The following is a 26,286-nucleotide window of genomic DNA, read 5'->3' on the forward strand; positions in this document are numbered from 1 at the left end:
GAGGTTGCCTATGGACTTGAACAATAACAACAGCGACTGGTGCATTCGCCGGATTACCGCGGCTGATGTCGGGCCGGTACTCGACTTTATCCTGCCAATGCTGCAGGAAGTATATCCCAATATACCGGGCGTTGCTGACCGCTGGGATTTGGCCCAGCTGGAGGAAGCCTATGTTTTACCGGTGAATGCCGCTTTATTTGCCGCTTTTGCCGGCAACGGCCAGGTTGTCGGCACAGTTGCGGTAAATCCCTATGATGACAGGCTGCCCGCAGTCGCCGGTTGCTATGATTGTGCCATTACCGCTGAACTGTCACGGTGTTATGTGAAAACATCACTGCGCCGTCAGGGCATTGCCTGCCGGCTGGTAGCCGCTATTGAGGAATATTGCCGGACCCATGGCTACAGGCGCATCTGCCTGCACACCCACAAATTTTTGCCGGGCGGCTTTCCGTTTTGGCTCAGTCAGGGGTATCTGATCCGCCGGGAGAACACAGATGCGCTGGAGACCGTATATATGGATAAAGATATCTGCGCTACAGATTAGCTGTAGCGTTTTTCCATTTATGGAAATTATTCTAACGCCAAGCAGGATTTTGGTTTTTTATAGAGAATGCTATATTTGTAATAAATTGAATATTTAGTCACTCCGACTCTGTTTACCTAATAGAAGTTAGGATAACCAGATCGAGGTTTTACCCGGCAACCGGTAGACCTTCCGATGCGAAAGGAGTATAGAATACCTACTATTAAGGGACAGGGTGCTCGCTGCTTTTGGCGTACTCTGTTTTTTTCTTGCAATAGGTTTGCTTGCCATGCACGTCAAAAAAAATAATCAGAATATTGAGAATAGGCAGGTGGGTATATGAGTTTTTATGCTGAAACCAGTAGTAACTGTATTTCTGAAGCCTGGCACCAATTTACCGCCACTCTCCCCCATACCAGTCGCGGCTATGATTTTCCTGTCCGGTCTGAGGTCCTGGATTCATGGACGCGTTGCCGCGATGCCGGGGTTAATCCCAATGATGCCTGTATCCATCCCCAGCTTGACAGTATCAGCCTGCGGGTGATGCTTAGAGAAAACCGGGAGCTTATCAATATTGCCAAACCGTTTATGACTAATTTGTACAAGGTTGTCGAAGGCTCGGGTTTTGTTGTGGTGTTAACAGACCGGCGCGGTTATATCATGGAGCTGTTTGGTGATGAGGATGCAATGACCAATCCGATGACGGTTAGCTTTTTTCGCGGCGCCAGCTGGTGTGAATCCCAGGTGGGCACAAACGCAATCGGCACAGCACTGGTTATAAAAAAACCGATTCAGGTATCCGGTTCTGAACATTACTGTTTTGACCACCACTCTCTGACCTGCTCGGCGGCGCCTATTCTTGACGGCCAGGGGAATGTACTGGGGATACTGGACGTTTCCGGCGCGGCGACAGCCGCCCATCTCCATACGCTGGGCATGGTTGTGGCCGCAGCGGAGGCAATCATGGCGCAAATCAGCATTCAGAAAAAGAACAATGAATTGAGTGTAATGAATAACCGGCTTACTAATATTTTCAATACTATGTCGGATGGCGTAATTTTAGTTGACAAACAGGGGGTCATCAGCGAATTAAACCCGGTCGCGAAACAAATTCTCGGCTCTGGTTTAAACAGGGTTGAGGTGAAACCGGGAATTCAGGTGGAAAGCATTTTGGGAACGAGAAATCCGCTGCTGGAAAAGATATTAAAGCGCAAGGAAGCCTGTACGGAAATGGAGCTGATGCTGGAGACCGGCAACGGGCTGAGCCACTGCGTGGCCTCCGGCGAAACGGTGACCGATGCCCAGGGACAAGTAACCGGCGGAGTTATCATTCTCCGCCCGATCAAACAGATTCAAAGCCTGGTAAACAGATTCAGCGGTCATTACGGGACGCTGCAGTTCAGTGACATCATCGGCGGCAGCAAAGCCTTGCTGGAAGCCGTCAGGGTGGCGTCTCTGGCTGCCGCCTCCATGTCCAACGTCCTGCTCCAGGGGGAAAGCGGCACAGGCAAGGAAATTTTTGCCCAGGCCATTCACAACCGGAGCAACCGGCAAGCCGGGCCTTTTATTGCCGTAAACTGCGGGGCGATACCACGCGAGCTTATCGGCAGCGAATTGTTCGGTTATGCCGAAGGGGCCTTCACCGGGGCGAAACGGGGCGGCAAACCGGGAAAATTCGAACTGGCCTGCGGCGGTACGCTGTTCCTGGATGAGATCGGCGATATGCCGCTTGAACAGCAGGTGTCCCTGTTGCGGGTATTGCAGGAGCGCCGGGTGATGCGGATTGGCTGCGATAAGGTCATTCCGATTGATGTCCGGGTGATCTGCGCCACCAATAAATGCCTGATGAGGGAAGTCGAAAAAGGCACTTTTCGCAAAGACCTCTATTACCGGCTTGACGTTATCTCTATTACCATCCCGCCGCTGCGGGAGCGGTCGGAAGATATCGTCGCCCTGTTTAACTATTTTCTTGACAAACAGGATAAGCACAGCCGGCGCTTTGTTGTCAGCCCGGAGGTTATTGAGCGGATTGTTCGCTATGACTGGCCCGGCAATGTGCGGGAACTGCAAAATGTAGTGGAGCGGATCGTCAGTCTTACGGAAGGTCAGGTTGTAACCCTGGCCAACCTGCCGCAGGAGATCTGCAACTGTAAGGCCGCCCCCGCTCACTCCGGCCGCGAGCGGCTGCATTTTCCGACTTCTAATATTGTGGAGACCTTTTGCCGCCGGGAGCAGCGCCGACGGGTTCTTGATGAGAATGAAAAACAGGAAATTCTGGAGTTGCTGTACAATCATGGCGGCAATGTCAGTATGACCGCCAGGGATATGGGGGTTTCCCGGAATACGCTCTACCGGAAAATGAAACAGCATTCTATTTACAAAGAATTAAAATGTAAAGTTGAACAAGTGTCACTTTAAAGTGACACTTGTTCCGGCAAATGTAGCATGATGCAATACTAAACAATGAGGAATCAACAGCCAGCAGGCGGTTGGTTCCTTATTTATTTGCAAGAAAGGTTAACTTTTCGCCCGGATTAGGGGAACTGCGGCCGTTGTTTGGCTGGGGGCTTACCGCCGTGTTTTTTTTGGCATAAATCTTGCATTTATATTTGATATAACGCTTAAGCAAGTGATCAGCGTAGCAATTAAGCAGCAAAGCAGGGAGGGTGGTTAATGAGAGTAGTTCCCGTCTATCAGGCGGAAGGCATGGTTCTTTGCCACGATGTGACTGAAATTGTTCCTGGCAAGTGTAAAGAAAGAGCGTTTAAGAAAGGACATATCATCAAAAAAGAGGACATTCCCAGATTGCTTACGATTGGTAAGGAACATATCTATGTCTGGGAGGTCAATGAACAAAAGCTGCATGAGAATGACGCGGCGGCAAGACTGGCCAGGGCCGTGGCCGGTCCGGGCCTGCAACTGGCAGAGGCTGCCGAGGGCAAAGTGGAATTAAAAGCAGGGATTACCGGTTTATTAAAAGTAAATGCGGCGGCCCTGGACAGGATTAATGCTAGCGATCAGCTGGCTGTGGCAACCTTACATTCGAACCAGATGGTAGCGGTTGACCGTAAGGTCGCCGGCTGCAAAATTATTCCCCTGGTAATTGCTGCAAATAAGCTGCAAAGGATTGAGCAGATCTGCGCTGCGTATTATCCGGTAGTGGAAGTCAAGCAACTGCAGGCCTGCAAGGTGGGGGTGATTACTACCGGCAGCGAGGTGTACTATGGCCGGATCAAGGATTGTTTCGGACCGGTGCTGACAGAAAAGTTTCAGTGTCTGGGCAGTTCGGTCTTAGAGCAGATTTTTGTGCCTGACGATATCACGATGATTGCCGAGGCTATCCACCGCCTGCTGCAGGCCGGTGCTGATCTGATTGTCACCACCGGCGGCATGTCGGTTGATCCGGATGATGTAACCCCGGCCGGTATCCGGGCCGCCGGCGGCCGGATTATTACCTATGGCGCACCGACATTGCCCGGGGCCATGTTTATGCTGGCTTATTTCGGGTCAGTGCCTGTTCTCGGTTTGCCCGGCTGTGTCATGTACCACCGGAGTACAATCTTTGACTTGGTTGTACCCCGCCTGCTGGCAGGCGAAGAACTGACACGAAAGGATATTACCAGACTTGGCCATGGCGGTTTGTGCCTGTCCTGCGAGGAATGCCGTTATCCGGAATGCGGCTTTGGCAAAGGCCGGTAAGATAGCGCAGTGCGTATTTCGGGGAGTTACAGTCCTCTGAGATATAGGTTATTAATAAAGGAGAGAAGAGACAGTGCAAAAAAAAGTGTTGAATATCAATGGGTTGCCCAGAACATTAATTGTTGACACCGAAGCCAGTCTGGCCAGTGTGCTCAGGGAACAATTGCTGCTGACCGGCTGCAAAGTCGGCTGTAATCAGGGCCAATGCGGTACATGCTCCATTATTCTCGACGGCAGGGTAGTAAGATCCTGTGTCGTGAAAATGAAAAGAGTGCCTGATGAAGCCAATGTAACAACAATCGAAGGCCTGGCAACTCCTAATAATCTCCATCCGCTGCAGGTTGCCTGGATGGCTTATGGTTGTGCTCAATGTGGTTTCTGCAGCCCTGGTTTTATATTGTCGGCGAAGGTTCTGCTTGATGAAAACGCCAATCCGACCAGAGAAGAAGTCCGCAACTGGTTCCAGAAAAACCGCAATGCCTGCCGCTGCACCGGGTACAAGCCGCTGGTGGATGCCGTAATGGCGGCTGCTAAAGTAATCCGCGGCGAAGTGCGCAAGGAAGAGCTGATGTATCAGCCTGTTGGCAATAAAATCTACGGTACTACCTACCACCGGCCGTCTGCCCTGCAGAAGGTTACCGGTACCTGGGATTTTGGGGCCGATGTCGCCTTGCAGATGCCGCCGGGAACACTGCGGCTGGCGCTGGTGCAGGCGGAAGTTTCCCACGCCAATATCAATGGCATTGATACTTCGGTCGCGGAAAAAATGCCGGGCGTATACAAAGTCATCACCCATAAGGATGTCAAGGGCAAGAACCGGATTAGCGGCCTGATTACGTTCCCGGCGAACAAGGGTGACGGCTGGGATCGCCCCATCCTCTGCGACGAGAAGATATTCCAATTTGGCGACGCGGTTGCAATCGTTGCCGCCGATACCGAAGAACACGCCCAAGCGGCGGCCAAAGCCGTTAAACTCGACTTGGAAATTCTGCCGTCCTACATGAGCGCGCCGGCCGCTATGGAGCCCGACGCCATTGAAATACACCCCGGCACTCCCAATGTGTATTATGAGCAAGGCGTTGTAAAGGGTGAGGACACCAAGCCGATTATGAATGATCCCGATGTTGTCGTCGCTGAAGCGGAAACCTATTGCAGCCGGCAGCCGCACCTGCCGCTGGAACCTGACTGCGGCTCAGCGTACATTGATGAAGCAGGCCGCCTGACGATTCACTCCAAGAGTATCGCCCTGCACCTGCATCATGCCATGATCGTCGCCGGTATCGGCATTGAGCCGGAAAAATGCCGTCTGGTCGCCAACCCGACAGGCGGAACTTTCGGCTACAAATTCAGCCCGACGAACGAGGCGTTGCTGGGTGTTGCCTGCCTGGCCTGCGACGGTAAGCCGGTTTCGCTTAATTTCAACATGTACCAGCAAATCACCTATACTGGCAAGCGTTCGCCCGCGCTCGTAAAAACCAGGCTGGCCGCTGACAAAACCGGCAAACTGCTCGCCATGGAAACCAACTGGTGGCTCGATCACGGTCCCTACAGCGAATTTGGCGACTTAAACTTGATGCGCCAGGGGCAGTTTATCGGTGCCGGCTACAATATTCCGAATATTCGCGGCAAAGGCCAATGTGTATGCACCAACCATGCCTGGGGCTCCGCCTTCCGTGCTTACGGCTCGCCGAAAGCATTCCTGTCGTCGGAAATCTGCGTTGACATTCTGGCGGAAAAGCTAGGGATGGATCCGCTGGAATTCCGTTATAAAAACATCTACCGCCCCGGCGCCACCACTCCGACCGGCCAGGTACCGGAAGTATTCTGCTTTGAAAATATGTTTAATACGCTGCGGCCCCTGTGGAAAGAGGCAAAACAACGCTGCCAGGAATTGTCCACGCCTGAGAAAAAACGCGGGGTAGGCTTGGCGCTGGGGATTTATGGCTGCGGCCTTGATGGTCCGGACAGCTCGCACGCCTGGGCGGAACTGACCAAAGACGGCGTAGCTATCGGCAGCTCCTGGCAGGATCACGGCCAGGGCGCTGATCTTGCTTTCCTGACTCACGCCCATGAAACCCTCCGGCACGCGGGCATCACACCGGAACAGATCAAACTGGTCATGAATGATATGGCCTTTACGCCGGCCAGCGGGCCATCGGGCGGCAGCCGCCAGAACGTCATGACCGGCAACGCCACCCGCGTCGCCTGCGAAATGCTGATAAACGCCATGCGTAAGCCTGACGGCACGTTCCGTACTTATGAAGAAATGGTGGCGGAAAACATTCCTCTACATTATGACGGTTCCTGGGCAGCCTCCATGTGCACCGATTGCAGCCCCGACACCTGCCAGGGCAACCCGTTCTGCATCTACATGTACGCCGTTTTTATGCCGGAAGTGGAAGTCGATATGAAGACCGGCAAAGCCACCGTGGTCAAGTTCACGACCGTACAGGACATCGGCACGCTCACCAACAAGACGACCTGTGACGGCCAGATATACGGCGGCCTGGCGCAGGGCATCGGCCTGGCTCTCACCGAGGATTTCGAGGACCTGAAAAAGCACACCAACCTTATCGCCTGCGGTTTGCCCTTCATTAAGGATATCCCGGATGATATGGAGATTATCTACAATATCAGTCCGCGCGAGCAAGGGCCTTACGGTGCCGCCGGCGTGGGCGAAAGTCCGCTGACCGCACCGCATCCCGCTATTCTCAATGCGATTTACAACGCCTGCGGCGTCCGCATTCTCGCAGTGCCGGCGTTGCCGGAAAAAATAAAAGCGGGCTTAGAGGCGCTGGCCGCTAAAGAACAAGCCGCCGGCGGCAAATAAGCCGGGATAATGGACGACTAAGCTTCAGCCGGGCTTTTGCCGGCTGAAGCTTAGTCAAAATTATCCTTAGGCTTAAACTGATGTTTGCCGCGCCGGGAGAGGGGGAACGCCATGAATCAAAAACTACTGCGTCAGCGGGAAGCGAAGTGTGTGCAGGAAAATCCGCCTGGCTGTACGGCCGCCTGCCCTGTTCATGTCGATGTCCGGGGAATCGTTAACGCTGTGCGTAAGGGGGACTATACGGCTGGATTTGCCTTGTTGCACAGGATAATCCCCTTTCCGGGGATTATCAGCCGGATTTGTGAACAGCCCTGTCAGCAGGCCTGTAAGCGGAATGAGGTGGATGAGCCTGTTTTTGTCCGGGCGATGGAAAAGATATGTGTTGATAATAATACAAATATGCCGAAGCTTATGCTGCCGCTGCCCAAACAACAGAAAGTAGCGATTATTGGCGCCGGCCTGAGTGGTTTGACCGCGGCCGTGGAACTGACCCGCAAAGGGTACCGGGTGACTGTTTTTGAGGCGGCAGACCGGCTGGGCGGCAATATCCGGGCATTTCCGGGAAATATATTACCCCTGCCGGTCATTGAGGCTGATTTCGCCCTGCTGCAGAAACTGCCTTTGACGATCAATACGGCTATGCCGGTTACGGGGTTAGACAGCCTGTATCCGGATTTCGACGCCATCTATCTGGCGACCGGCACCCAGGCCGCTTACCTGCGGCTGGATTTGCAACAGGACGCCGGGGGGGCGATTGTCGTTGATCCCCTGTCGCTGGCAACAAGCAACAGCAAGGTTTTTGCCGGTGGCAGTCTCCGCCGTGGGGCCGGCGGTTATTCGGCGATTTTTTCCATTGCCGACGGCAAGGCAGCAGCCATTTCGATTGACCGTTTATTTCAGAACGCCTCCCTGACCGCCAACCGGAATACGGAAGGACCGTTCAGGAGTACGCTTTATACCAATATAACGGCTGTAAAGCCTGAGCCTATGGTACGGGCGGCTGCGGCTGATACGGGCTACACCAGGGAGGAAGCCGGTGCGGAAGCCGAACGCTGCCTGTTGTGCCAGTGTCTGGAATGTGTTAAGGTTTGTGAATATCTGGCCCATTACCGGGCTTATCCCAAGCGGTATGTGCGCGAAATATATAATAATTTATCTATTGTAATGGGCATCCATCATGCCAACAAAATGATAAATTCCTGCAGCCTGTGCGGCCTGTGCGAGCAAGTCTGCCCGGGCAATTTAAATATGGGCGAGGTGTGCCAGCAGGCGCGGCAGATGATGGTGGACAAAGGGAAAATGCCGCCGTCAACCCATGAATTTGCCCTGCAGGATATGGATTTCAGCAATAGTGACCGCTGTGCCCTGGCCCGGCATCAACCCGGTTTTGCCACAAGCGCGGTTGTGTTTTACCCCGGCTGCCAGCTGGCGGCGTCATCGCCGCAGTATGTAAGCGGGGCCTACCGGTTTTTGCGTGAACAAATCGCCGGCGGGGTTGGACTGATGCTGGGGTGCTGCGGTGCTCCGGCCAAATGGGCGGGACAGGAGCAGAAATACCAGGAAACGCTCCGCCAGATTGATCAGAACTGGCGGGCTTTAGGGAGTCCCAGGGTAATTACTGCCTGTCCCAGCTGCTACAGCCTGTTCAGGCACCATGTTCCGGCTATGGCGGTTGAGAGCCTGTGGACAGTGCTGGACCGCATTGGCTTGCCTGCCGGCGCGGGCGGGGCCGGTATTGACCAAAAACTGGCGATCCATGATAGCTGTACGACCAGGCATGAGGCCGAACTGCAGAACAGTGTGCGCCGTATTATGGCGAAGCTCGGGCTGCAGACGGAGGAACTGCCGCTTAGCCGGGATACTACTGTCTGCTGTGGTTATGGCGGTCTAATGATCTATGCCAATCAAGAGGTGGCCCATAAGGTAATCCGGCGGCGGATCCAGGAAAGTGAAGCAGACTACCTGACGTACTGTGTGATGTGCCGCGACAATTTTGCCAGCCAGGGCAAACGGGTGGTATATCTGCTGGATGCCATCTTTGGCCACGATATCAATTACCTTGCAGCCCAGCCGGGCCCGGGCTATTCAGCCCGTCAGGAGAACCGGGCCCGGCTGAAAGCAACGCTGCTGCAGGCGGTTTGGAGGGAAGCGGGTGTGGAGGCACAGGCAAAGTTTACCGTGATTATTCCTGACGATGTATTGCGGATTATGGAGGACCGAAGGATTCTTGTCGATGATGTGACCCGGGTGATTGAACAGGGGGAAACCAGCGGCAACAAGCTTAAGGACCCTGCCAGCGGCCATTATATCGCTTATTTTCAACCGGCCAATGTGACCTACTGGGTCGAATACCTGCCGCAGGGTGACGGTTTTGTCGTGCGGAATGCCTATTGCCACAGACTTGTTATTACCAGCTAGTGGAGGAGACAGCCGATGAGCGCTTACAAGGTTCAGCAGCAGCAAATGGTTATTGTTTGTGTTAAGTGTGGTATTCAGCTGACATTGGGGCAAGTGACGCTATCCTATCTGGAGAGCAGCTTTCCGGTCGAGCTGTATAAATGTTCTGCCTGTGGCTTAGTGTACATACCGGAGGAACTGGCCAATGGCAAAATGAAGCAGGTGGAAGCCGCCCTGGAGGATAAGTGATGATTCATCAGCATCCCGGCGGGCTGCGGCTGACTAAACGGGCTGTTGAGTGGGCGGCCTTTGGTCGGGGAGCCCGGGTTGTGGATATTGGCTGCGGCACCGGTCAGACGGTGGAATACCTATGTAATACCTGCGGCTTACAGGCCGTGGGAATCGATGTGGCTGAGTCACGGCTGGAGCAAGGGCAGGCACGGGTGCCCGGTTTGCCCCTGATCCGGGCGACCGGAGAAGCGTTACCCTTTGCCGCGGCCTCAATGGACGGGGCACTGGCTGAGTGCAGCCTGTCGGTTATGGCCGACAGGGGCAAGGTTCTGGCAGAAATACACAGGATCCTTGTTGACAAGGGAAAACTAGTGATTACTGATCTGTATGTGCGCAAGCCGGCGGCTGCTTGTCCGGCCAGTGCCGCCGCTGGCAGCGAATGGCAACAGCAGCTGGCGGCTGCTGGCTTTCGCGTCCTGGTATGGGAAGATCAGACAGCTTATTTACGTGAATTTGTGGCCTGCTTTCTTATGCAGTCCGGTTCAATGGAAGAGCTTTGGCAATGCACTGCGAATGGTAAGATGAACAAACAAATGGGATATTTTTTGCTGATGGCTGAAAAATGCCAGACGAAAGGGTGAATGTTATGACTGATCAATCATGTCCGCGCTGTCAGACCCCGATAAACAGCGTGCCTTTGTATCAATGCTGCCGGTGCTTTACGATCTATTGCAGTAACTGCCGGGACACGCAGGCGGGGCGGGCCTGTCCGAAATGTGGCATGGGTTCGCGGTTAATACTGGCACAGGGAAAATAAAAGTTTTCTTGGGGGTGAGAGGATGAAAGAGCAAGAGCGGCAGGTTTCAGCAGATAAAATTGAGGCTGACTCTATTATTGTGGAGGTTACCGATAAAACCACCGGCAAAACATTCCGGCGCAGCCTGCCGGTGCGGTACCTGGAAAACGATAACGGCATCATTTTATACGGGGAAACAATGGATGCTGTCCCGACCCAGATTAGTCTCCTGTCGGAAACGGCGCTGGCAAAACTCAGTGGTTTGTTTGGCCGGGGGCCGGATCAGCCACGGTGCAACTAGGAGGGGCGACGATGACAGAAAGGTTCTTTCAGCTGATGGAATTATCGCAGGCCGGGTTTTACTGCAGCCAGATCCTGCTTATTATCGGCCTCGAGGCCCAGGGCAAGGAAAATCCGGATTTGGTGCGGGCCATGGCGGGGTTAACCGGCGGCCTGGGCTTTTGCGGCAAAACCTGCGGTGCTTTGACCGGCGGTGCCTGCCTTATCGGCCTCTATGCCGGCAAGGGAACAGCTGAGGAAATGGAAGACAGCCGTCTCAACGATATGATCAGAGAGCTTGTGGAATGGTTCGAACAAGAGAATCTGCCCCGGTTTGGCAGTATTAACTGCCAGGAAATTTTAGAGGGCAATCCTGCCAACCGGATGTCACGCTGTCCCCAGCTGGTGATGCAGACCCTGGATAAGGTCAGAGACATTCTGGCAGCTGGCGGCTACAGCCTATAGACGGGGCTGATCCGGCCTCAGATGGAGCGTGGGGTGTGTATGAACGATTCATTCAGGTCAGGGCCGGGCGGGAAAATGGGTACAGGCAAGATCGTCGGCCTGGTGGTAGCGGCAGGCTATTCCGCCCGCATGGGCGATTTTAAACCACTATTGCCCTTGGGGGAAAAAACAGTCATTGAAACGGCTGTGACCAGCCTGCGCCAGGGCGGAATCAGTGATATCCGGGTTGTGGCCGGGCACCGGGCCGCCGAACTCCGGCCTGTGTTAGCACAGCACAAGGTAGGTATGGTCGAGAATCACAACTATGCACAAGGCATGTTTTCCTCTGTTGCGGCCGGAGTAAAAACACTTGCCGGTGAGGCTGATGCCTTTTTGCTGCTGCCAGGCGATACGCCGCTGATCAGAAGACACACCATCAGGCAGCTGGTTCAGACCTACCGGAAGCTGGCGCCAGCCGTTGTTTATCCGGTCTTTAACGGGCTGCGGGGCCATCCGCCGCTGATTAGCGGCCGCTGCTGCGATGCTATTCTTACTGATCCCGGTGCTGACGGACTGCGGGGGATACTGGAGCGGTTTGCTGCTGACGCCGTAGAGGTCAACGTGGCCGATCAGGGGGTGGCCCTTGATATTGATACACCTGAGGATTATAAAAAGCTGCAGGCTTTTTACGCCCGGCAGGAAATACCCACTGTTGAAGAATGTCTGGCCATGCTGCACCGATATCAGGCTGATGCCCGGGTAATGCGCCACGGGCAGGCAGTGGCCGAGGTCGGCCGGCGTATCACCGGGCTGCTCAACCAGGCGGGACTTACTCTGAATGAGGAACTGGTGGTGGCCGGCGGGCTTGTTCACGATCTGGCCAAAGGCAAACCCAATCATTCCCGGCGGGGGGGACGGCTGATTACCTGTATGGGATTTCCGGCGTTGTCAGGCATTGTCGCAGCCCATATGGAACTGGAATTTACCCCGGATTGTGTGCTTGATGAGGCGGCGGTGGTATTCCTGGCCGACAAATTCGTTCAGGGCGACAGGATCGTACCTCTTAACGAGCGGTTCAGGCCGGCTTTGACCCGTTTTGCCGACAGCCCGGAAATTATCAGTTCAGTTTTGCAAAGGCAACGTACTGCCGAAGCCATCAGGGACCGGATCGGCAGTCTGTTAGGAGTCAGTAGTTTTGAGGCAATAGTCGTTAATTAGGGAGGAGAGCTTGATGAAGCCTGTCTACTTAAACAATGCGGCGACTGCATGGCCCAAGGCACCACAGGTGGATGAAGCGGTGGCGGCAAGTATAGAACGGCTGCCATTCCATGCCGGGCGTGCCGGCTTTAGCGGGCCCGATGTGCCGGGTGAGTGCCGCCGGTTATTGGCGCGTTTGCTGCAGATACAGGAACCGAGCCGCATCGTTTTTTGCCCTAATGCCACGCATGCCCTGAATATTGCCCTGCAGGGCATGCGCTGGCAGCCGGGGGCGGCAGTTGTGACTACTGCCGCTGAACATAATTCTGTCCTGCGCCCGCTATATTATCTGGCCAAGACCAGGGGAATTAATGTCCATTTTATCCCAGTGGATAAAATGGGCCGGGTTAGTACGGCGGCATGGGCGGCGGCTATGCGGCAGATTAAACCGCAATTGGCTGTTTTTACCCATGCCTCCAACGTCACCGGTGCGGTTAACGATGCCGCGCTGCTGGCCCGGCTGGCCAGGGAAGCCGGGGCGGTTACGCTGCTGGATGCCTCGCAAAGCCTGGGAATTATCCCGGTGCTGCCCGCAGCCTGGGCGATTGATATGGTGGCTTTTACCGGCCACAAGTACCTGCTGGGGCCTGCAGGCACCGGGGGACTATACATAGCCCCGGCCACAGAGCTTGAACCTGTATGGGTGGGCGGGACCGGAATTCACAGTGACCTGGAAGAGATGCCGCCGGTTATGCCGGCCCGCTTCGAGGCCGGTACACCCAATGACCCGGCTTTTGCCGGCCTGGCGGCGGCTGTGGCCTGGGCAAGCCAGTGCCAGGCCGATGCAGCGGCGCTGCTGGCAAGGACTGAGCGGTTAGCCAGCGGTCTGGCAGCAGCCGGCGCCAGGGTCATAACCGTGGATGCACCGCGGACGCCGGTCATTTCTTTTACCCTGCCCCACTGGGAGGTGGAAGATGCCGGCGATGTCCTCCATAAGAGTTTTGGCATTGTCTGCCGCACCGGTCTGCACTGTGCGCCCCGGATTCATTCCTGCCTCGGGACGGCGCCGGCAGGCACGATACGGTTCAGCCTGTCACGGTTTACCACCGAGGTGGAAATCAATTATTGCCTGGAAGCCATAGGCACAATGCTGGCATGAAACCGTACGAATGGAAGAAAGCGGAAAACTGCTTCGGCGGGGCTAATATATATGAATACCGCCTGGCGGTCAAAACCGATGAGGCGCTGATAACAGACCTGGGCACAGCCGGTACGGTCAAATATCACCGGAACTTTCCCCGGCCTTTCTTTCAGGCCAATCTTAGTGATGGCACACTGGTAAAAGGGGTAATTGCCGATTTGGTAATAAAAGTAAGTTTTCCCCAGGCTGACTGGGAAAGCAGCAAAGAACAGTTTGAAAGTTTCCTGGCCGAACTGATTAGCCGGCATCCGGGAAAGGAGCGATAAGCTAGCTATGAATGCAACAAGCCACAGGCAAGAAGAGATTGTGCTGTCTGAGACCCAGAGTGTTTGTCCGGAATGTTTGCAACGTATTCCGGCCCGGCGGGTGGCCGACGGGGACCGTGTGTTTCTGCGGAAGTCCTGTCCTGAGCACGGGGAATATCAGGTATGTGTATGGCAGGGAGAACCTGATTATACCAGCTGGAATAATGTCCAGACGCCTGCTTGGCCCCAGACCGATACAGCCACAGGCAGCCGCGGCTGTCCGTTTGACTGCGGTTTATGCCCGGAGCATCGTCAACAAACCTGTTGTGTACTGCTGGAAGTGACTGACAAGTGTAACCTGCATTGCCCTGTTTGTTTTGCCTCAGCCTCACCCGGCAGCGGGGCTGAACCGGATCTGAAGGTCATAGAGGGCTGGTACCGGCTGCTTATGGACAAAGGAGGCCCGTACAATATCCAGCTGTCAGGCGGTGAGCCGACCGTCAGGGACGATCTGCCGGCGATCATTACCCTGGGCCGCAAACTGGGGTTTGAGTTCTTTCAAGTCAATACCAATGGTCTGCGGCTGGCGGCAGATGACAGTTATGCGGCCCGGTTGAAGGCCGCCGGTTTAAATTGTGTATTTCTGCAGTTTGACGGGCTGGATGACGACGTGTACGCCAAATTGCGCGGCCGGCCGCTGCTTGCTGTAAAAAAACGGGTAATTGAGGTCTGCGCCGCCCAGGATATCGGGGTTGTGCTTGTGCCGACCCTGATGCCGGGGGTTAACGACAGCCAGATAGGAGCTATCCTGAATTTTGCCGTCAGTAAGATGCCGGTAGTAAGAGGGGTCCATTTTCAGCCGGTCAGCTACTTCGGCCGCTGTCCGGAAAACCCCGGCGATACAGACCGGATGACCATTCCCTTGATTATCCGGGAGATTGAACGGCAGACCGGCGGACAAATGAAAGCCAGGCATTTTTTCCCTCCCGGCGGTGAACATGCCTATTGCTCTTTTCATGGCAATTTTGTACTGATGCCTGACGGCAGTTTGCAGCCTTTGTCGCAGGCTAACAGCAATTCCGGCTGTTGCCAGGCGCGGGCAACCCAGGGCTCCCGGCGGGCCCGTCAGTTTGTTGCCAGGCAATGGTCGGCAGCCGGCAGCAGGAAAACCGGCAAGCAGGAACAAAGCCCGGCCGAACAGCTGGCCGGCGATGTAACCAGCCTGGATCATTTCCTGGAACGTATCAATACCTATAAGCTGGCTGTATCGGGTATGGCTTTTCAGGATGCCTGGACCCTGGACTTAGAGCGGCTGAAACACTGTTTTATCCATGTGGTCGGAGCCGATAACCGGTTGATTCCTTTTTGCGCCTATAACCTGACCGACCGGCACGGGCGGTCTCTGTACCGGGGGAGACCATGACAGGGAAAATACCGGTAACACCGTTAGAGGCCTGGCTTGCAGGCAAAATCAGAGCTGCCGCGGGTTGTACAATCCAGGCGGCGCTTACCGGCTGGCAACTGGCCCGGCTTAACGAAACCTTGGCCCGGGTGCGGGCCTCCAGCCCGTTTTATCAGCGCCATTTGGCAGCGGTGCCGCCGCCGGCGCTCGTACAACCCGAGCAGCTTGCCGCGTATCCTTTGACGACACCGGCTGATGTAGAGGAACAGGGCCTGCGGATGGTAGGCGTATCCCAGGGGGAAATCAGCCGGGTGGTGACACTGAATACCTCAGGCACTACAGGCAGCCCTAAACGCCTGTATTTTACAGCGGCGGACCAGGAACTGACGACAGACTTTTTCCGTTATGCCATGTCAACCTTTGTGCAGCGGGGCGACCGGGTCCTGATCCTGCTGCCGGGAGAACGTCCGGGCAGTATTGGCGACCTGTTGGGGCAGGGGTTAGGCCGCAGCGGTATCGGTGCGGCTGCTTTTGGCTTTGTTACGGATTTAGCGGCGGCTGTTGCCGCCATGGGCCGGGAGCAGGCAACCTGTCTGGTGGGCGTTCCTGTGCAGGTGCTGGCCATGGCCCGCTACTGGGAGCAGGTTCGGCCCCATGACTGGTCACCGCGTTATGTATTGTTAAGCACCGACTATGTCCCCGAGGCGCTGGTACGGGAATTGGAACGGATTTGGCAATGTGAGGTGTACGAGCACTATGGCATGACCGAGATGGGGTTTGGGGGCGGGATCGAATGCGCCGCCCACCGGGGGTATCACCTGCGGGAAAACGACCTGTATTTCGAGATTATTGACCCTGTTTCAGCGCAGCCGCTGCCGGACGGCGAGTATGGCGAGCTTGTCTTTACTACCCTGACGCGGCAGGGAATGCCCCTTATCCGCTACCGGACCGGCGATATCTCCCGCTTTATCCCCGGGCAGTGCCCGTGCGGCAGCCAGTTGCGGCGGCTGGAGCGCATACAAAGCAGGGTAACAGGCCGGGTCTCCCTGGACGACGGGCTGTGGCTGACAATGGCTGAGCTTGACGAAGTACTGTTTACAGTGCCTGGCATTGTTAATTTTCAGGCTGTGTTATGTTACGGAGATTCCCCGGCCAGATTAATGCTCACGGCGGCGGCGGTGGGAGTAATCCCGGAACCTGCCAGGCTTACCGAGGCCTTACGGAACATCGCAAGCATCAGGGCAGCGGAAGCGGCGGGGCGGCTGGCGATTCAGGTCACGGCAGAAAACTACGGGGTCGGTTTTGCCACAACCCCTGGGAAAAGGATGATTCATATTGCCGGCAGGGCCGGGAGTGGTGGCGGGCTATGAGCGGCAGGAATATATATATAATCCGTCATGGCGAAATCTCAGTCCGGGATCAGATTCGCCGGTATATAGGCCAGCTTGATGTCCCTTTATCGGCTGAGGGGATTCGTCAGGCCGGGCTGTTAGGCAAAACATTAGCCGGCAAAAGTATCACCACTATTTTCTGCAGTGATCTGCTGCGGTCAGTGGACACGGCCGGGATCATCTCCCGGCAGATTCATATACAACCGGTAGTCAGGGCTGATATCCGGGAGATTGCCATGGGCGAATGGGAGGGCAAAGCTTTTTCGGAAATTCAGCAGACCTACCCGGAAGAGTATCTGCGCCGGGGGCAGAATCTCGCCGATTACCGGGTGCCGGGCGGGGAGAGTTTCCGCGAGGGCCAGGCCCGGGTGGTTGCCGCTTTTGCCGATATCTTGGCCGCCAGTGAAGGGAATATTCTGATAGTGGGGCATGCCGGCATTAACCGCCTGCTGTTTTGCTTTGTTCTGGGGATCCCGATTGCCAACAGTTTTCTGATCGGCCAGGATTATGGCTGTTTAAACAGGCTGGTGCAAAGCGGCGGGGGCTATTGTGTACAGGCATTGAATATGTCTGTGTATAGTCAGCCTTAAAATCGTACAAATTACCTGGAGACACTCTGCAGTTTCACTGGAGGTACCGGTCGTTTGCCACACGGAAATATACGGGCTCATTCTTTTTCCAGGGCGGTTAGCCCTGCCGGCGGCAGCGATGCTGCCGCCTTACGAATAGTTATCCTAACCTATGGTCTTCACACCCTGTTAGTATTAACCGCGCTGCTGTTCACCGACCTGGTACCCGGCCGGGAAGCAGCCGGTTTTCTTAACCCCGGTGCCGGGCAAACACTGCCGTTCATCGGAAACTTTATTAAGTGGGATGCTCATTGGTATACCTATATTGCCGAGCATGGGTACAATATTCAAAATATTGTTTTCTTTCCGTTCACCAGCCTGCTGATCAAAGCCGTGGCCGGCATCGGTCTCGGTTATGTGACGGCCGGCTTTGTTGTGTGCAACCTGTTTACATTGATCAGTTACTTTGTGATGGCTAAATTATTTTTACTCGATTTTACGGCCAGGGAAACCCAGCGGGCACTGCTGGCCTATGCCACCTTGCCAACTTCTTTTTTCTTAAACAGTGTTTATACCGAACCGGTATTTATTGTTTGCTCCCTGGCCTGTTTGTACTGCCTGCGGACCAACAGGTGGTGGCGGGCCGGTTTATTTGCCGCGCTGGCGGCCCTGACCCGTAATCTGGGGGTATTGCTGGCTGGTGTTTTAGTATATGAATTCGTCAAGCATTATTATATTAAACGCAAATGGGAACCGTCGATGCTGTCGGCCTGTTTGCCGGTGGTGGCATTCGGGGCTTTTTGCGCCTATAATAACAGGCTGTTCGGCAATCCGCTGGCTTTTATCCATTCCCAGCAAGCCTGGGGGCGGCAGTTTGGCTTTCCCTGGGATAGTTTTTGGAATAATTTTGCCTTGATCCAGGCCGGCGTTCCCCTGGTCGAGGCCGGCATTTATCTTGATGCGGTATTGACCGCGCTGACTTGTATGGCCCTGGTATTTGCGACAGCCGTGCCTGGATACAGGCTGCCCGCAAAGTACGTACTTACAGGATGGCTGTGGTTTTTACCGCCTTTGTTCTCCACCTCGCCGATTTATCCGCTGTACAGCATGGCCCGTTTTGTGCTTGTCATATTTCCCCTTTATTTATTTTTGGCCAGGCTGCCAACCAGGTGGTTTTTTGGCTTGCTCTGGCTGCAGTCCGCCGGCCTGGTCCTCTGTACGGCGCTGTTTATTAACTGGTGCTGGCTGGGCTGATGTATTGACAGTTGCTATTTTCTCATGGTAAAATTGTCTGGAATTCAATAGGGCTCTTATCTAGAGTGGTCGAGGGACTGGCCCGATGACGCCCGGCAACCGGCAGTTTCTGCAGTGGTGCTAATTCCAACAGGAGTTATCCTGGCAGATAGGAGGAAAGTGTGTAAACAGTTGCCCCTTTCCTCGGAAAGGGGTTTTTTATGATTAACACACTTAAACAGCTTGGTCTCTGCCACCGCTACGGCTTAGAAACTGATACTGATATTGCCGGGGAAGACCGGGACATTAGCTTTACCTATGACAAGTCTGTGGTTTTTATACGGATTAGCAGTTTAAACCAGGCCGGTGCCACCGCTGTTTTTTCCGCTTTGGAAGCGGCCGGCATCGCTGTCGATATGGTCTCAGTACAGCCCTGTCAGCTTAGTTTTGCTGTAAAGACCGGACTGGCGCCTGTAGCAGCAGCAGCGCTTGCTGGCATCACCGTGCCGCCTGATTTGGTTACTGACTGCGTAAAACTGTCGGTGCGGGGCCGGTGCGGGCAGCCCTTGCTGAACACCATTATCACGGTGACGGACATACTGGCCCGGGCTAATGTCCCTCTGTTGCGGCTGGCTGAGTCGTATGGCTTAATTGAAGGTTTAATTGCCCCCAGGCACCTAAGTGCCGCCTGCAAGGCCTTAGCCAGACAGTTTACCTGCTACGGGCAGGGGAAAAGACAAAGCTGTGCCGTTTGCCGGCAACAGGCCTGACTGGCTTACCTGACACAACATAGGTGTTGCGCTACTATTACAAATATCACTTATATAAATGCCTTATTGGCTGATCAAAGGCTAAAGAACTTCCCTGGCAGGAGCTTCTTTAGCCTTTTTTATTTAGATAAACAATGATGGGCAATTATATTGATCTAAGCGGCAGCCTTGCCGGCACATTGCTTTTTTAGCGGTGCAGCCAAATATGACAGTGCTGGCAATTATATTCCCGGCTGGCCAGGCGGGGTGGCAGGGTAAATAGCCAGCAGGGAAAAACAGGGTTTTATAGAATATATAACCATATTGCGAAATAAGGAGGTTATACAATGGCTAAAAAAATTCTGTTACTTACCGGGGATTGTGCTGAGGATTATGAGGTAAAAGTACCGCAGCAGGCGCTGCAGATGCTGGGTTACCACGTTGATGTCGCCGTACCCAACAAAAAGGCCGGCGATATGGTGCAGCTTGTTGTTCATGATTTTACCGGCTTAGACACCTATATTGAACTAACCGGCCATCGCATCGCTGTGGACATCGCCGCTAAAGATGCCAGGGCAGACGACTATGCCGGCCTGGTCGTTCCCGGCGGACGTGCGCCCGAATACATCCGGCTGTATGACGAAGCTGTCAAACTGGTACAGGACTTTTTTGCTGCCGGCAAGCCGGTAGCCGCTATTTGCCATGGTACGCAGCTTTTGGCTCCGGCCAATGTGCTGGCAGGCCAGACTGTAACCTCTTATCCGGCCTGCGCCGCTGAGTGCCGGCTGGCTGGCGCCGAATGGAAAAATGAGCCGGTTGTTGTCAGCGGCAAGCTGGTAACTGCTCAGGCCTGGCCGGACCATCCAGCCTGGTTAAGAGCCTTTGTTGAACTGCTCGGGGCAAAAATCAGTATTTAGCATGTAGGATAAGTAGGCCTGACTATACCCGGTCAGGCCTATTTTTATTGGTTTGACAGATAAACAGTTGTTAAATTTGTCCCTGTAAAAGGAAATTTAGGCCTGTTGCTGCCTGTGGCAGTCTGGTATAATGGATTTTGTTAAGGCCGCAACGTGAACTTGCCTGTTTGCCGTGGCTGAAAGGTTTTATGCAAGCGGTAAAGCGCTGGAAGATAAGACTGGCCGGTGTCCTGCCTGGTGGCCTCGACATAAGCCAGTCTTATCTTTGGTGACAATTTTAATTAACCGCAGGTTAAGGTATACTAGTAGCGGGCGGCGGCTGTGGAAAATGAGACGGCAAAGTCCTTTTGCTGCTGCTGCATTTTTGTTTATTTATTCGTTGGAGGGGTGCATGCCTTGTTTGTTCATAATCTTATTTTTCAGGGTGTAAAAGACAATACCGCATTTACCGGCAGCGACAGTGTGTCCTATGGCCGGTTGCAGGAGCAGGTAGAGCTATACCGGAATGTTTTTTATGCCAGAGGTATCCGGCCCGGAGAGAATGTTGGCTTGTTCGCCCGCAATTCACCGGAATTTGTCTATTGTTATATGGCTATTGTCAGTCTGGGCGCCGTTGTTGTTCCGCTTAATTTTCAGCTGGCTGCCCGGGAAATTGCTTTTATTGTTAAAGATGCCCGGATGAAAACACTGGTTACAATGGAACAGCTGGATATTGACAATGAACTTAGCCGGCAAAATTACGGGCAGACGGTTACCCAGCTTGTCATACCGGCCTTGAAACGGCAGCTGGCCTGTGAACACTGGCCGGCGGCTCCGGTTGCAGACCGCGGCCTGAATGCAGACAGCCCCTGTGCCATTATCTATACCTCCGGCACGACAGGACGCCCCAAAGGGGCTGTTTTGAGCCATAATAATCTGATTGCCAATGCCAGGGCGCTCCGGGAGCGGCTGCCGGTTACCGCCGCCGATAATGTGCTGTGTGTGTTGCCCATGTATCACTGTTTTGCCTGGACCTGCGCCGTTCTCAACCCTTTGCTCTGCGGTGCTGCCATTACTATACTGGAGGCTTTTGCGCCGAAAGAAACCATTGCCGCCATTAAGGCGTACAAGGTAACGGTTGCTTATGGTGTGCCGCCGATGTATAATCTCCTTACCAGAATTGGTGAACCGGGCGGTTTTGCCGGTGTTAAATATTTAATTTCCGGCGGTGCTTCGCTGCCGGAGAAAGTAGCCAGGCAGTTTACGGATAAATATGGTATACAGATTCTGGAAGGCTATGGCCTGTCTGAGGCTTCGCCGGTGGTCGCTCTTAACCCTGTCGATCAGCCAAAATACTGTTCTATTGGCAAGGCGCTCCCCGGTCTAAAGGTTAAAGTGGTCGATGGTGACGGGCAGGAGCTGCCGCCAGGCGAGGTTGGCGAGATTATTGTCAAAGGGCCCAGTGTTATGCTGGGATATTTCAATCTGCCGGCCGAGAGTGCAGCTGCGCTGAAAGACGGCTGGCTTTATACCGGTGATCTTGCTTACCGGGATAACGAAGGCTATATATTTGTTGTTGACAGATTGAAGGACCTTATTATTGCCAATGGTGAAAATATATATCCGCGCGAAATTGAGGAACTGCTGTATTCTTTCCCTGGTATTGCGGAGGCAAGTGTGATTGGTGCTGCTGATGAATTGCGCGGTCAGGTGGCACTGGCTTATGTAGTCATTCAGGCAGGCTGCGATTTTGATAAAAAAGCGGTAAGGGAATATCTGCAGGCAAATATTGCCGCCTATAAAATACCACGGGATTTTATTATTGTTGACGAACTGCCGAAAAATCAGACAGGTAAGATCTTAAAGCGCGTGTTGCGCGAACAACTGGAACCGTAAGCTTGCACAAGCAATGAAACTTACCATTATTCTGGCTGCAGGGGAAGGCGGATCATGTGCTCAGGTTGTTGACAGGCGGTGATATTGCCGCGGTCCGGTCGTATTTGGAACGAAATTATCTGGAATCGGTGGTGCTCGATGGCAATATTACCCGCTACGGGCTTGATAATAACCGGATCGACCGCCGTTGCGGGGATTACTACGGCTATTTTCAAGCAGGACTGTTACAGGGCATAGTGGCTTTTTATAATCTGGGCAGCGTTATCCCTCACTTCGAGTCGCCGGGTGCTGTACCAGCCTTTGGGGAAATCCTGCGCCAGCGCCGGTTTGAGGTGCTGGCTGGAATGAAGCGGGTGGTAGAACCGCTTAATCTGGTTCTGCGCGGCTATAAACGGGTTCTAGATTATGAAGACAGCGATTTTCTTCTTAACAGGGAGAATAAGCTGCCTGCTGCTTTGGCCCCGCTCGAGCTTGCCCATGCGGGAGAAATTGAGCGGCCTGCCGCCCTGCGGTTTGTTGTCGAAGCATACCGGCAGGGCTTCAGACGGCGCTTTAATTATGAGTTGGCGGCAAAACTCATTGCTGAACGGGGCCCGGAGGAAGATTTCATTTTTTTGCTTGAGGACGGTGCACCGAAAGCCCAGGCCATGATCCAGGTAACCACAAACCGGGTTAGCCAGATTGGCGGCGTATATACCAGCGCAAGCAGCCGGCAGCAGGGTTTTTGCAAAATCCTTGTCGCCGAACTATGCCGCCGTATTCAGAAAGCCGGCAAAATACCGGTGCTTACGGTGCGAAAGGATAACAGCCCCGCCGGCAAGGCTTACCAAGCTATCGGCTTTGCTCATTATGATGATTATTTAGTCATAAAATACGGTGTTTGAACAGGAGGAGTCTGTATGCGCTTGGCTGTTGGTGTTACCGGCGCCAGCGGCGCCATTTATGGCTGTACCTTAATAAAAGTCTTGTCAGAGCTGGGGATTGAGGTGCATGCCGTTTATACCGATATGGGCCGTAAGGTGCTTGCCTATGAGTGTGGGCTTACCATGGCAGACCTCAGGCCGTATGCGGTAATTTACGACAATGAAGATTTGTTTGCGCCAGTGGCCAGCGGCTCCTTCAAAACAGGCGGCATGGTTGTGGTACCCTGTTCGATGCATACTTTAGGGGCCCTGGCAACGGCCAGCGGCCGGGACCTGCTCACAAGGGCGGCCGATGTTACCCTCAAAGAAGGACGGCGGCTGATCGTAGTACCGCGTGAGACACCGGTGACAGCCATTCATTTAACCAATATGCTGGCCTTGGCTCAAGCCGGGGCGGTAGTAATGCCTGCGGCTCCCGCCTTTACCCATAAACCGGGTACTGTAGATGAGCTGGTAAACGGTATGCTTGGCAAGATACTTGATGGCTTTGGCCTGGAGCACTCACTATACAGGACCGGAGGGAGTTTCAGCAGGGCGGATTGAGCTCCGTTTAGTAGTGAAGTGAGACCGGGGTAAGGTAACAGCCCAGACGCGTTTGAAAAATACCACATAGAAATTGCCAGGATTGTGGCGTGTCCCCGAAAAGTTAGACAAATAGCCTAAGCAGCTTTTTTGGAATGAGTTCTGTATTTTACCGGACTCATTCCTTTTCATTTTGCTTTTATGCAGCGATGATTATAGTCATCAATACACCTAGTACCTCATCTCCCTTAAACCCAAGGATAGTTTGCGCATCTTTTCCGCACTGCTTCGTTGTCGTCGCCAGGCTAAGAACAGCTTCGTTCAAGGGCGAGTTTACTCCCCCTGAACTGACGCCGCGGTAGCGGCGAAAGTCTGATGGCTGCTGCGGATAAACGAATAAAAACTGCCAGAGCGTATGGCAGTTCTTTTGATGTAAACATGGCCCGGCTAATTGCCAGCCTGATCAGGAGCCCTGAACGGATATTTCTTGATAATTTAAAGGAGGTAAGTCCTTTCTGAAGAATATTTTATATATTCAGTTATTTTGCGGCAATAATCATCATTTCGTCCGGCAAGTTATCGCCGATATAATCCTGCGCATTGGTGAATGAGTCGCATAACAAGAGTTCTCACTATGTTACCTTTGTTGTTCCGCTTTAGCACGCAAGCTGGTATTACATCTTTGGGGGGGGACGATATTTGGCAGAACTCAGCCTCATTAGTCAGGAAGTCCAGCAAATTGCCGAGGCCATCAGTTTGGCGGTTGGCTGCGATGTCGAGGTTATAGACGATACGAGAACCCGGATGGCCGCAACCGGGACGATAAAACATACCCAAGGGCAAAAACTGAGCCATGGCCATGTTTATCAATATGCGATGCAAAATAAGCAGACCGTCATTGTCGATTATCCCGGCAGGCATTTTCTCTGTTCAGGCTGCACCATAGCGCAGGAATGCTATTACTTGTTAACTATTGCGGCGCCGATCCTTGTTGATGGTTCACCGGCCGGAGTCCTGGCAGTAATCGCTTTTGACACGGAGACTGCCAAGCAAATCCGGCAAAAGATGGTGAACCTGACCGATTTTGTGGAACGGATGGCCAGTCTTATGGCCGCCAAGATTAAAGAGTATCGCTTGCTCAAATCGCTCGACCTGGCGATGGCCGAATTAACAGGAATATTGAATAAAGTAGAAAAAGGCCTGGTGGCATTTTCTGCTGACGGCAATGTACTGCACTTTAATAAAACTGCCGTCGATTTGCTGGGGCTGCGCAATCATCCGGAGATCGCCAGGGGTATTCAGGCGGCCGTGGGGCATTTTATCGGCATGGATTCCCAAAACAGGCCAAGCGTAGTTACCCTCGGCCTTAAAACTCTTTTGCTTGATGTGGAGACGATTGCGATTTCAGGCGACGCGCAAAGTGAAACCCTTACCCTGGTCAGTTTTCGTGATTACTCTGCTGTCAAGAAGACCGCCAGCTGCATGACAATCGCCGCCCGCCCCATCACGTTCGCGGATATCCTGACACAGAATGCCGGCATGCAAAAGTTAATCAACTTTGCCAAGAAAATTGCCAAATCGTCCTCAACGGTTTTACTTCGCGGCGAAAGTGGCACCGGCAAGGAATTATTCGCCAGAGCCATTCATTATGAAAGTGGCCGCAGCGGGCCGTTTATTCCAATAAATTGTGGAGCAATTCCCGAGACTTTGCTGGAAAGCGAGTTTTTTGGCTATGACTCGGGGGCGTTCACCGGGGCAAGACGCGAGGGGAAACCGGGAAAATTTGAATTAGCCGAGGGCGGTACGCTTTTTCTGGATGAATTGGGGACAATGCCAATCCATCTGCAGTCAAAGCTGCTGCGAGTGCTGGAGGAGCGCAGGGTGGAACGGCTGGGGGGAAAACAATCTTTCGCGGTAGACGTTCGCATTGTCGCTGCGACGAATGAGAACCTGGAAGAACTGGTACAGGCCGGCAGATTTCGCGAAGATCTCTTTTTCCGGGTAAACGTGATTCCAATCTATCTTTTGCCGCTGCGGGAAAGGTTAGAGGATATTCCTCTGTTAGCGTCATATTATCTTAAGCATTATTTCGAAAAGATGGGCAAAAAAATCGATCGCCTCGCCGTTGCGGCAGAAGCAGCCATGATGAAATACGAATGGCCTGGTAACATTCGTGAGTTTGCCAATGTGCTTGAATATGCTGTTAATGTGGAAGAAAGCAATGTGCTGACACTTAGCAGCCTGCCTTCACAATTGGCCAAGGCACCGGCCAAGGCCAGCAACCCGCAATATCAAACGAAAAGGCAGGAGTTGCGAAACCTATTGCATGAACACGGCTGGGGTAAGGCAGGAAAACAGCGGGCCGCAGCAAGCTTGGGAGTTAGCCTGGCAACCATATATCGATGGGTCAATGCCTTTAACCTGAAACCCCAATAGACAAACACCTGTCGAAGGAAGGTAATTTCTTAGCTGGAGAAGCGAGAATGTTTTGAGAATATTTTGAGAATATTTTGATAACCCTGGCAAAATTAATGCTTGGTCGATTAAGAACCCTTGTAAAATAAGGGTTCTTAATTTATCGCCGCCTGGATCGTCTTGGCATGCTTATTGCAATGTAGTATAGTCACTCGGTTGTAAGTAGCGAACAAGGCGGCGCTTTATTACTCTCTTAAAATACGAGGGTAAATAATTTTGGCGAAGGAGGTTATTTAGGAGACCGGCTATAAGCAACAATGCCTCATTTGCTGCAGAAACAGTCGAGAAATCAGCGGGGAAGCCATGGGAACCGGATTAATCCCCAATATGGAATTAAGCTTAGATTATCCCGAATTTGAGGTAAGTTATTAATTGCCAAGGAAAGGTG

The 26,286-nt window shown here is 53.5% G+C and carries 22 protein-coding genes and 1 riboswitch; all 22 genes read left to right on the forward strand.

Going from position 1 to position 26,286, the window contains the following annotated elements:
• Window positions 1-10: 10 nt before the first annotated feature.
• The 22 genes from ACZ481_RS07935 to ACZ481_RS08040 all read left to right on the forward strand — a co-directional run bounded on the left by ACZ481_RS07935 (window position 11) and on the right by ACZ481_RS08040 (window position 25,859).
• Window positions 11-544, forward strand: coding sequence for a GNAT family N-acetyltransferase (locus ACZ481_RS07935; protein ID WP_464769613.1), 534 nt, complete (start codon window positions 11-13; stop codon window positions 542-544).
• A 318-nt stretch (window positions 545-862) separates the two neighbouring features.
• Window positions 863-2,941, forward strand: a complete 2,079-nt coding sequence (locus ACZ481_RS07940; RefSeq protein WP_464769614.1) for a sigma-54-dependent Fis family transcriptional regulator — start codon at window positions 863-865, stop codon at window positions 2,939-2,941.
• A gap of 255 nt (window positions 2,942-3,196) precedes the next feature.
• Complete coding sequence (locus ACZ481_RS07945; protein WP_464769615.1) at window positions 3,197-4,222, forward strand: molybdopterin-binding protein; 1,026 nt, start codon at window positions 3,197-3,199, stop codon at window positions 4,220-4,222.
• A 73-nt stretch (window positions 4,223-4,295) separates the two neighbouring features.
• Window positions 4,296-7,052 carry a molybdopterin-dependent aldehyde oxidoreductase gene (locus ACZ481_RS07950; RefSeq protein ID WP_464769616.1) on the forward strand — a complete coding sequence of 919 codons (2,757 nt, stop codon included), beginning with the start codon at window positions 4,296-4,298 and terminating at the stop codon, window positions 7,050-7,052.
• A gap of 111 nt (window positions 7,053-7,163) precedes the next feature.
• On the forward strand, window positions 7,164-9,470 hold the full coding sequence (locus ACZ481_RS07955) for a pyridine nucleotide-disulfide oxidoreductase/dicluster-binding protein (RefSeq protein ID WP_464769617.1): 2,307 nt from the start codon (window positions 7,164-7,166) through the stop codon (window positions 9,468-9,470).
• A 15-nt stretch (window positions 9,471-9,485) separates the two neighbouring features.
• Window positions 9,486-9,698, forward strand: a complete 213-nt coding sequence (locus tag ACZ481_RS07960; protein ID WP_464769618.1) for a DVU_1557 family redox protein — start codon at window positions 9,486-9,488, stop codon at window positions 9,696-9,698.
• On the forward strand, window positions 9,698-10,321 hold the full coding sequence (gene trsM / locus ACZ481_RS07965) for a DVU_1556 family methyltransferase (RefSeq protein ID WP_464769619.1): 624 nt from the start codon (window positions 9,698-9,700) through the stop codon (window positions 10,319-10,321). The genes ACZ481_RS07960 and trsM overlap by 1 nt, the downstream gene beginning before the upstream one ends.
• Before the next feature lie 198 nt (window positions 10,322-10,519).
• Entirely contained in the window at window positions 10,520-10,777 is a 258-nt protein-coding gene (locus ACZ481_RS07970) for a hypothetical protein (RefSeq protein ID WP_464769620.1), read from the forward strand.
• Window positions 10,778-10,788: 11 nt separating this feature from the next.
• Window positions 10,789-11,220 (forward strand): DVU_1555 family C-GCAxxG-C-C protein, encoded by a 432-nt coding sequence (locus ACZ481_RS07975; protein ID WP_464769621.1) that lies wholly within the window; start codon window positions 10,789-10,791, stop codon window positions 11,218-11,220.
• Window positions 11,221-11,259: 39 nt separating this feature from the next.
• Window positions 11,260-12,417: a DVU_1551 family NTP transferase gene (locus ACZ481_RS07980; protein WP_464769622.1), complete on the forward strand. Its 1,158-nt coding sequence runs from the start codon at window positions 11,260-11,262 to the stop codon at window positions 12,415-12,417.
• Window positions 12,418-12,430: 13 nt separating this feature from the next.
• Window positions 12,431-13,555, forward strand: coding sequence for an aminotransferase class V-fold PLP-dependent enzyme (locus ACZ481_RS07985; protein WP_464769623.1), 1,125 nt, complete (start codon window positions 12,431-12,433; stop codon window positions 13,553-13,555).
• Window positions 13,552-13,863 (forward strand): hypothetical protein, encoded by a 312-nt coding sequence (locus ACZ481_RS07990; protein WP_464769624.1) that lies wholly within the window; start codon window positions 13,552-13,554, stop codon window positions 13,861-13,863. Before ACZ481_RS07985 ends, ACZ481_RS07990 begins: the two co-directional genes overlap by 4 nt.
• Window positions 13,864-13,870: 7 nt before the next feature.
• The gene (gene trsS / locus ACZ481_RS07995) at window positions 13,871-15,265 is read left to right on the forward strand and encodes a radical SAM (seleno)protein TrsS (protein WP_464769625.1); all 1,395 of its coding nucleotides are present in this window, start codon (window positions 13,871-13,873) and stop codon (window positions 15,263-15,265) included.
• On the forward strand, window positions 15,262-16,614 hold the full coding sequence (locus ACZ481_RS08000) for a DVU_1553 family AMP-dependent CoA ligase (RefSeq protein ID WP_464769626.1): 1,353 nt from the start codon (window positions 15,262-15,264) through the stop codon (window positions 16,612-16,614). The genes trsS and ACZ481_RS08000 overlap by 4 nt, the downstream gene beginning before the upstream one ends.
• Complete coding sequence (locus tag ACZ481_RS08005; protein WP_464769627.1) at window positions 16,611-17,225, forward strand: histidine phosphatase family protein; 615 nt, start codon at window positions 16,611-16,613, stop codon at window positions 17,223-17,225. Before ACZ481_RS08000 ends, ACZ481_RS08005 begins: the two co-directional genes overlap by 4 nt.
• A 54-nt stretch (window positions 17,226-17,279) precedes the next feature.
• Entirely contained in the window at window positions 17,280-18,458 is a 1,179-nt protein-coding gene (locus ACZ481_RS08010; RefSeq protein ID WP_464769628.1) for a mannosyltransferase family protein, read from the forward strand.
• 53 nt (window positions 18,459-18,511) lie between these two features.
• Window positions 18,512-18,613, forward strand: a riboswitch (SAM riboswitch).
• Between the two features lie 45 nt (window positions 18,614-18,658).
• Window positions 18,659-19,207 (forward strand): hypothetical protein, encoded by a 549-nt coding sequence (locus ACZ481_RS08015; protein WP_464769629.1) that lies wholly within the window; start codon window positions 18,659-18,661, stop codon window positions 19,205-19,207.
• 326 nt (window positions 19,208-19,533) lie between these two features.
• Entirely contained in the window at window positions 19,534-20,103 is a 570-nt protein-coding gene (locus ACZ481_RS08020; RefSeq protein ID WP_464769630.1) for a DJ-1/PfpI family protein, read from the forward strand.
• A 396-nt stretch (window positions 20,104-20,499) separates the two neighbouring features.
• Complete coding sequence (locus tag ACZ481_RS08025) at window positions 20,500-21,978, forward strand: class I adenylate-forming enzyme family protein (protein WP_464769631.1); 1,479 nt, start codon at window positions 20,500-20,502, stop codon at window positions 21,976-21,978.
• 56 nt (window positions 21,979-22,034) lie between these two features.
• A complete protein-coding gene (locus ACZ481_RS08030; RefSeq protein WP_464769632.1) occupies window positions 22,035-22,862 on the forward strand; it encodes a GNAT family N-acetyltransferase in 828 nt (275 codons plus the stop codon).
• Window positions 22,863-22,877: 15 nt separating this feature from the next.
• Window positions 22,878-23,444, forward strand: a complete 567-nt coding sequence (locus ACZ481_RS08035; RefSeq protein ID WP_464769633.1) for a UbiX family flavin prenyltransferase — start codon at window positions 22,878-22,880, stop codon at window positions 23,442-23,444.
• Between the two features lie 678 nt (window positions 23,445-24,122).
• Window positions 24,123-25,859, forward strand: a complete 1,737-nt coding sequence (locus tag ACZ481_RS08040) for a sigma-54 interaction domain-containing protein (protein ID WP_464769634.1) — start codon at window positions 24,123-24,125, stop codon at window positions 25,857-25,859.
• Window positions 25,860-26,286 lie beyond the last annotated feature (427 nt).

The sequence above is a fragment of the Sporomusa intestinalis genome, from assembly GCF_055383785.1.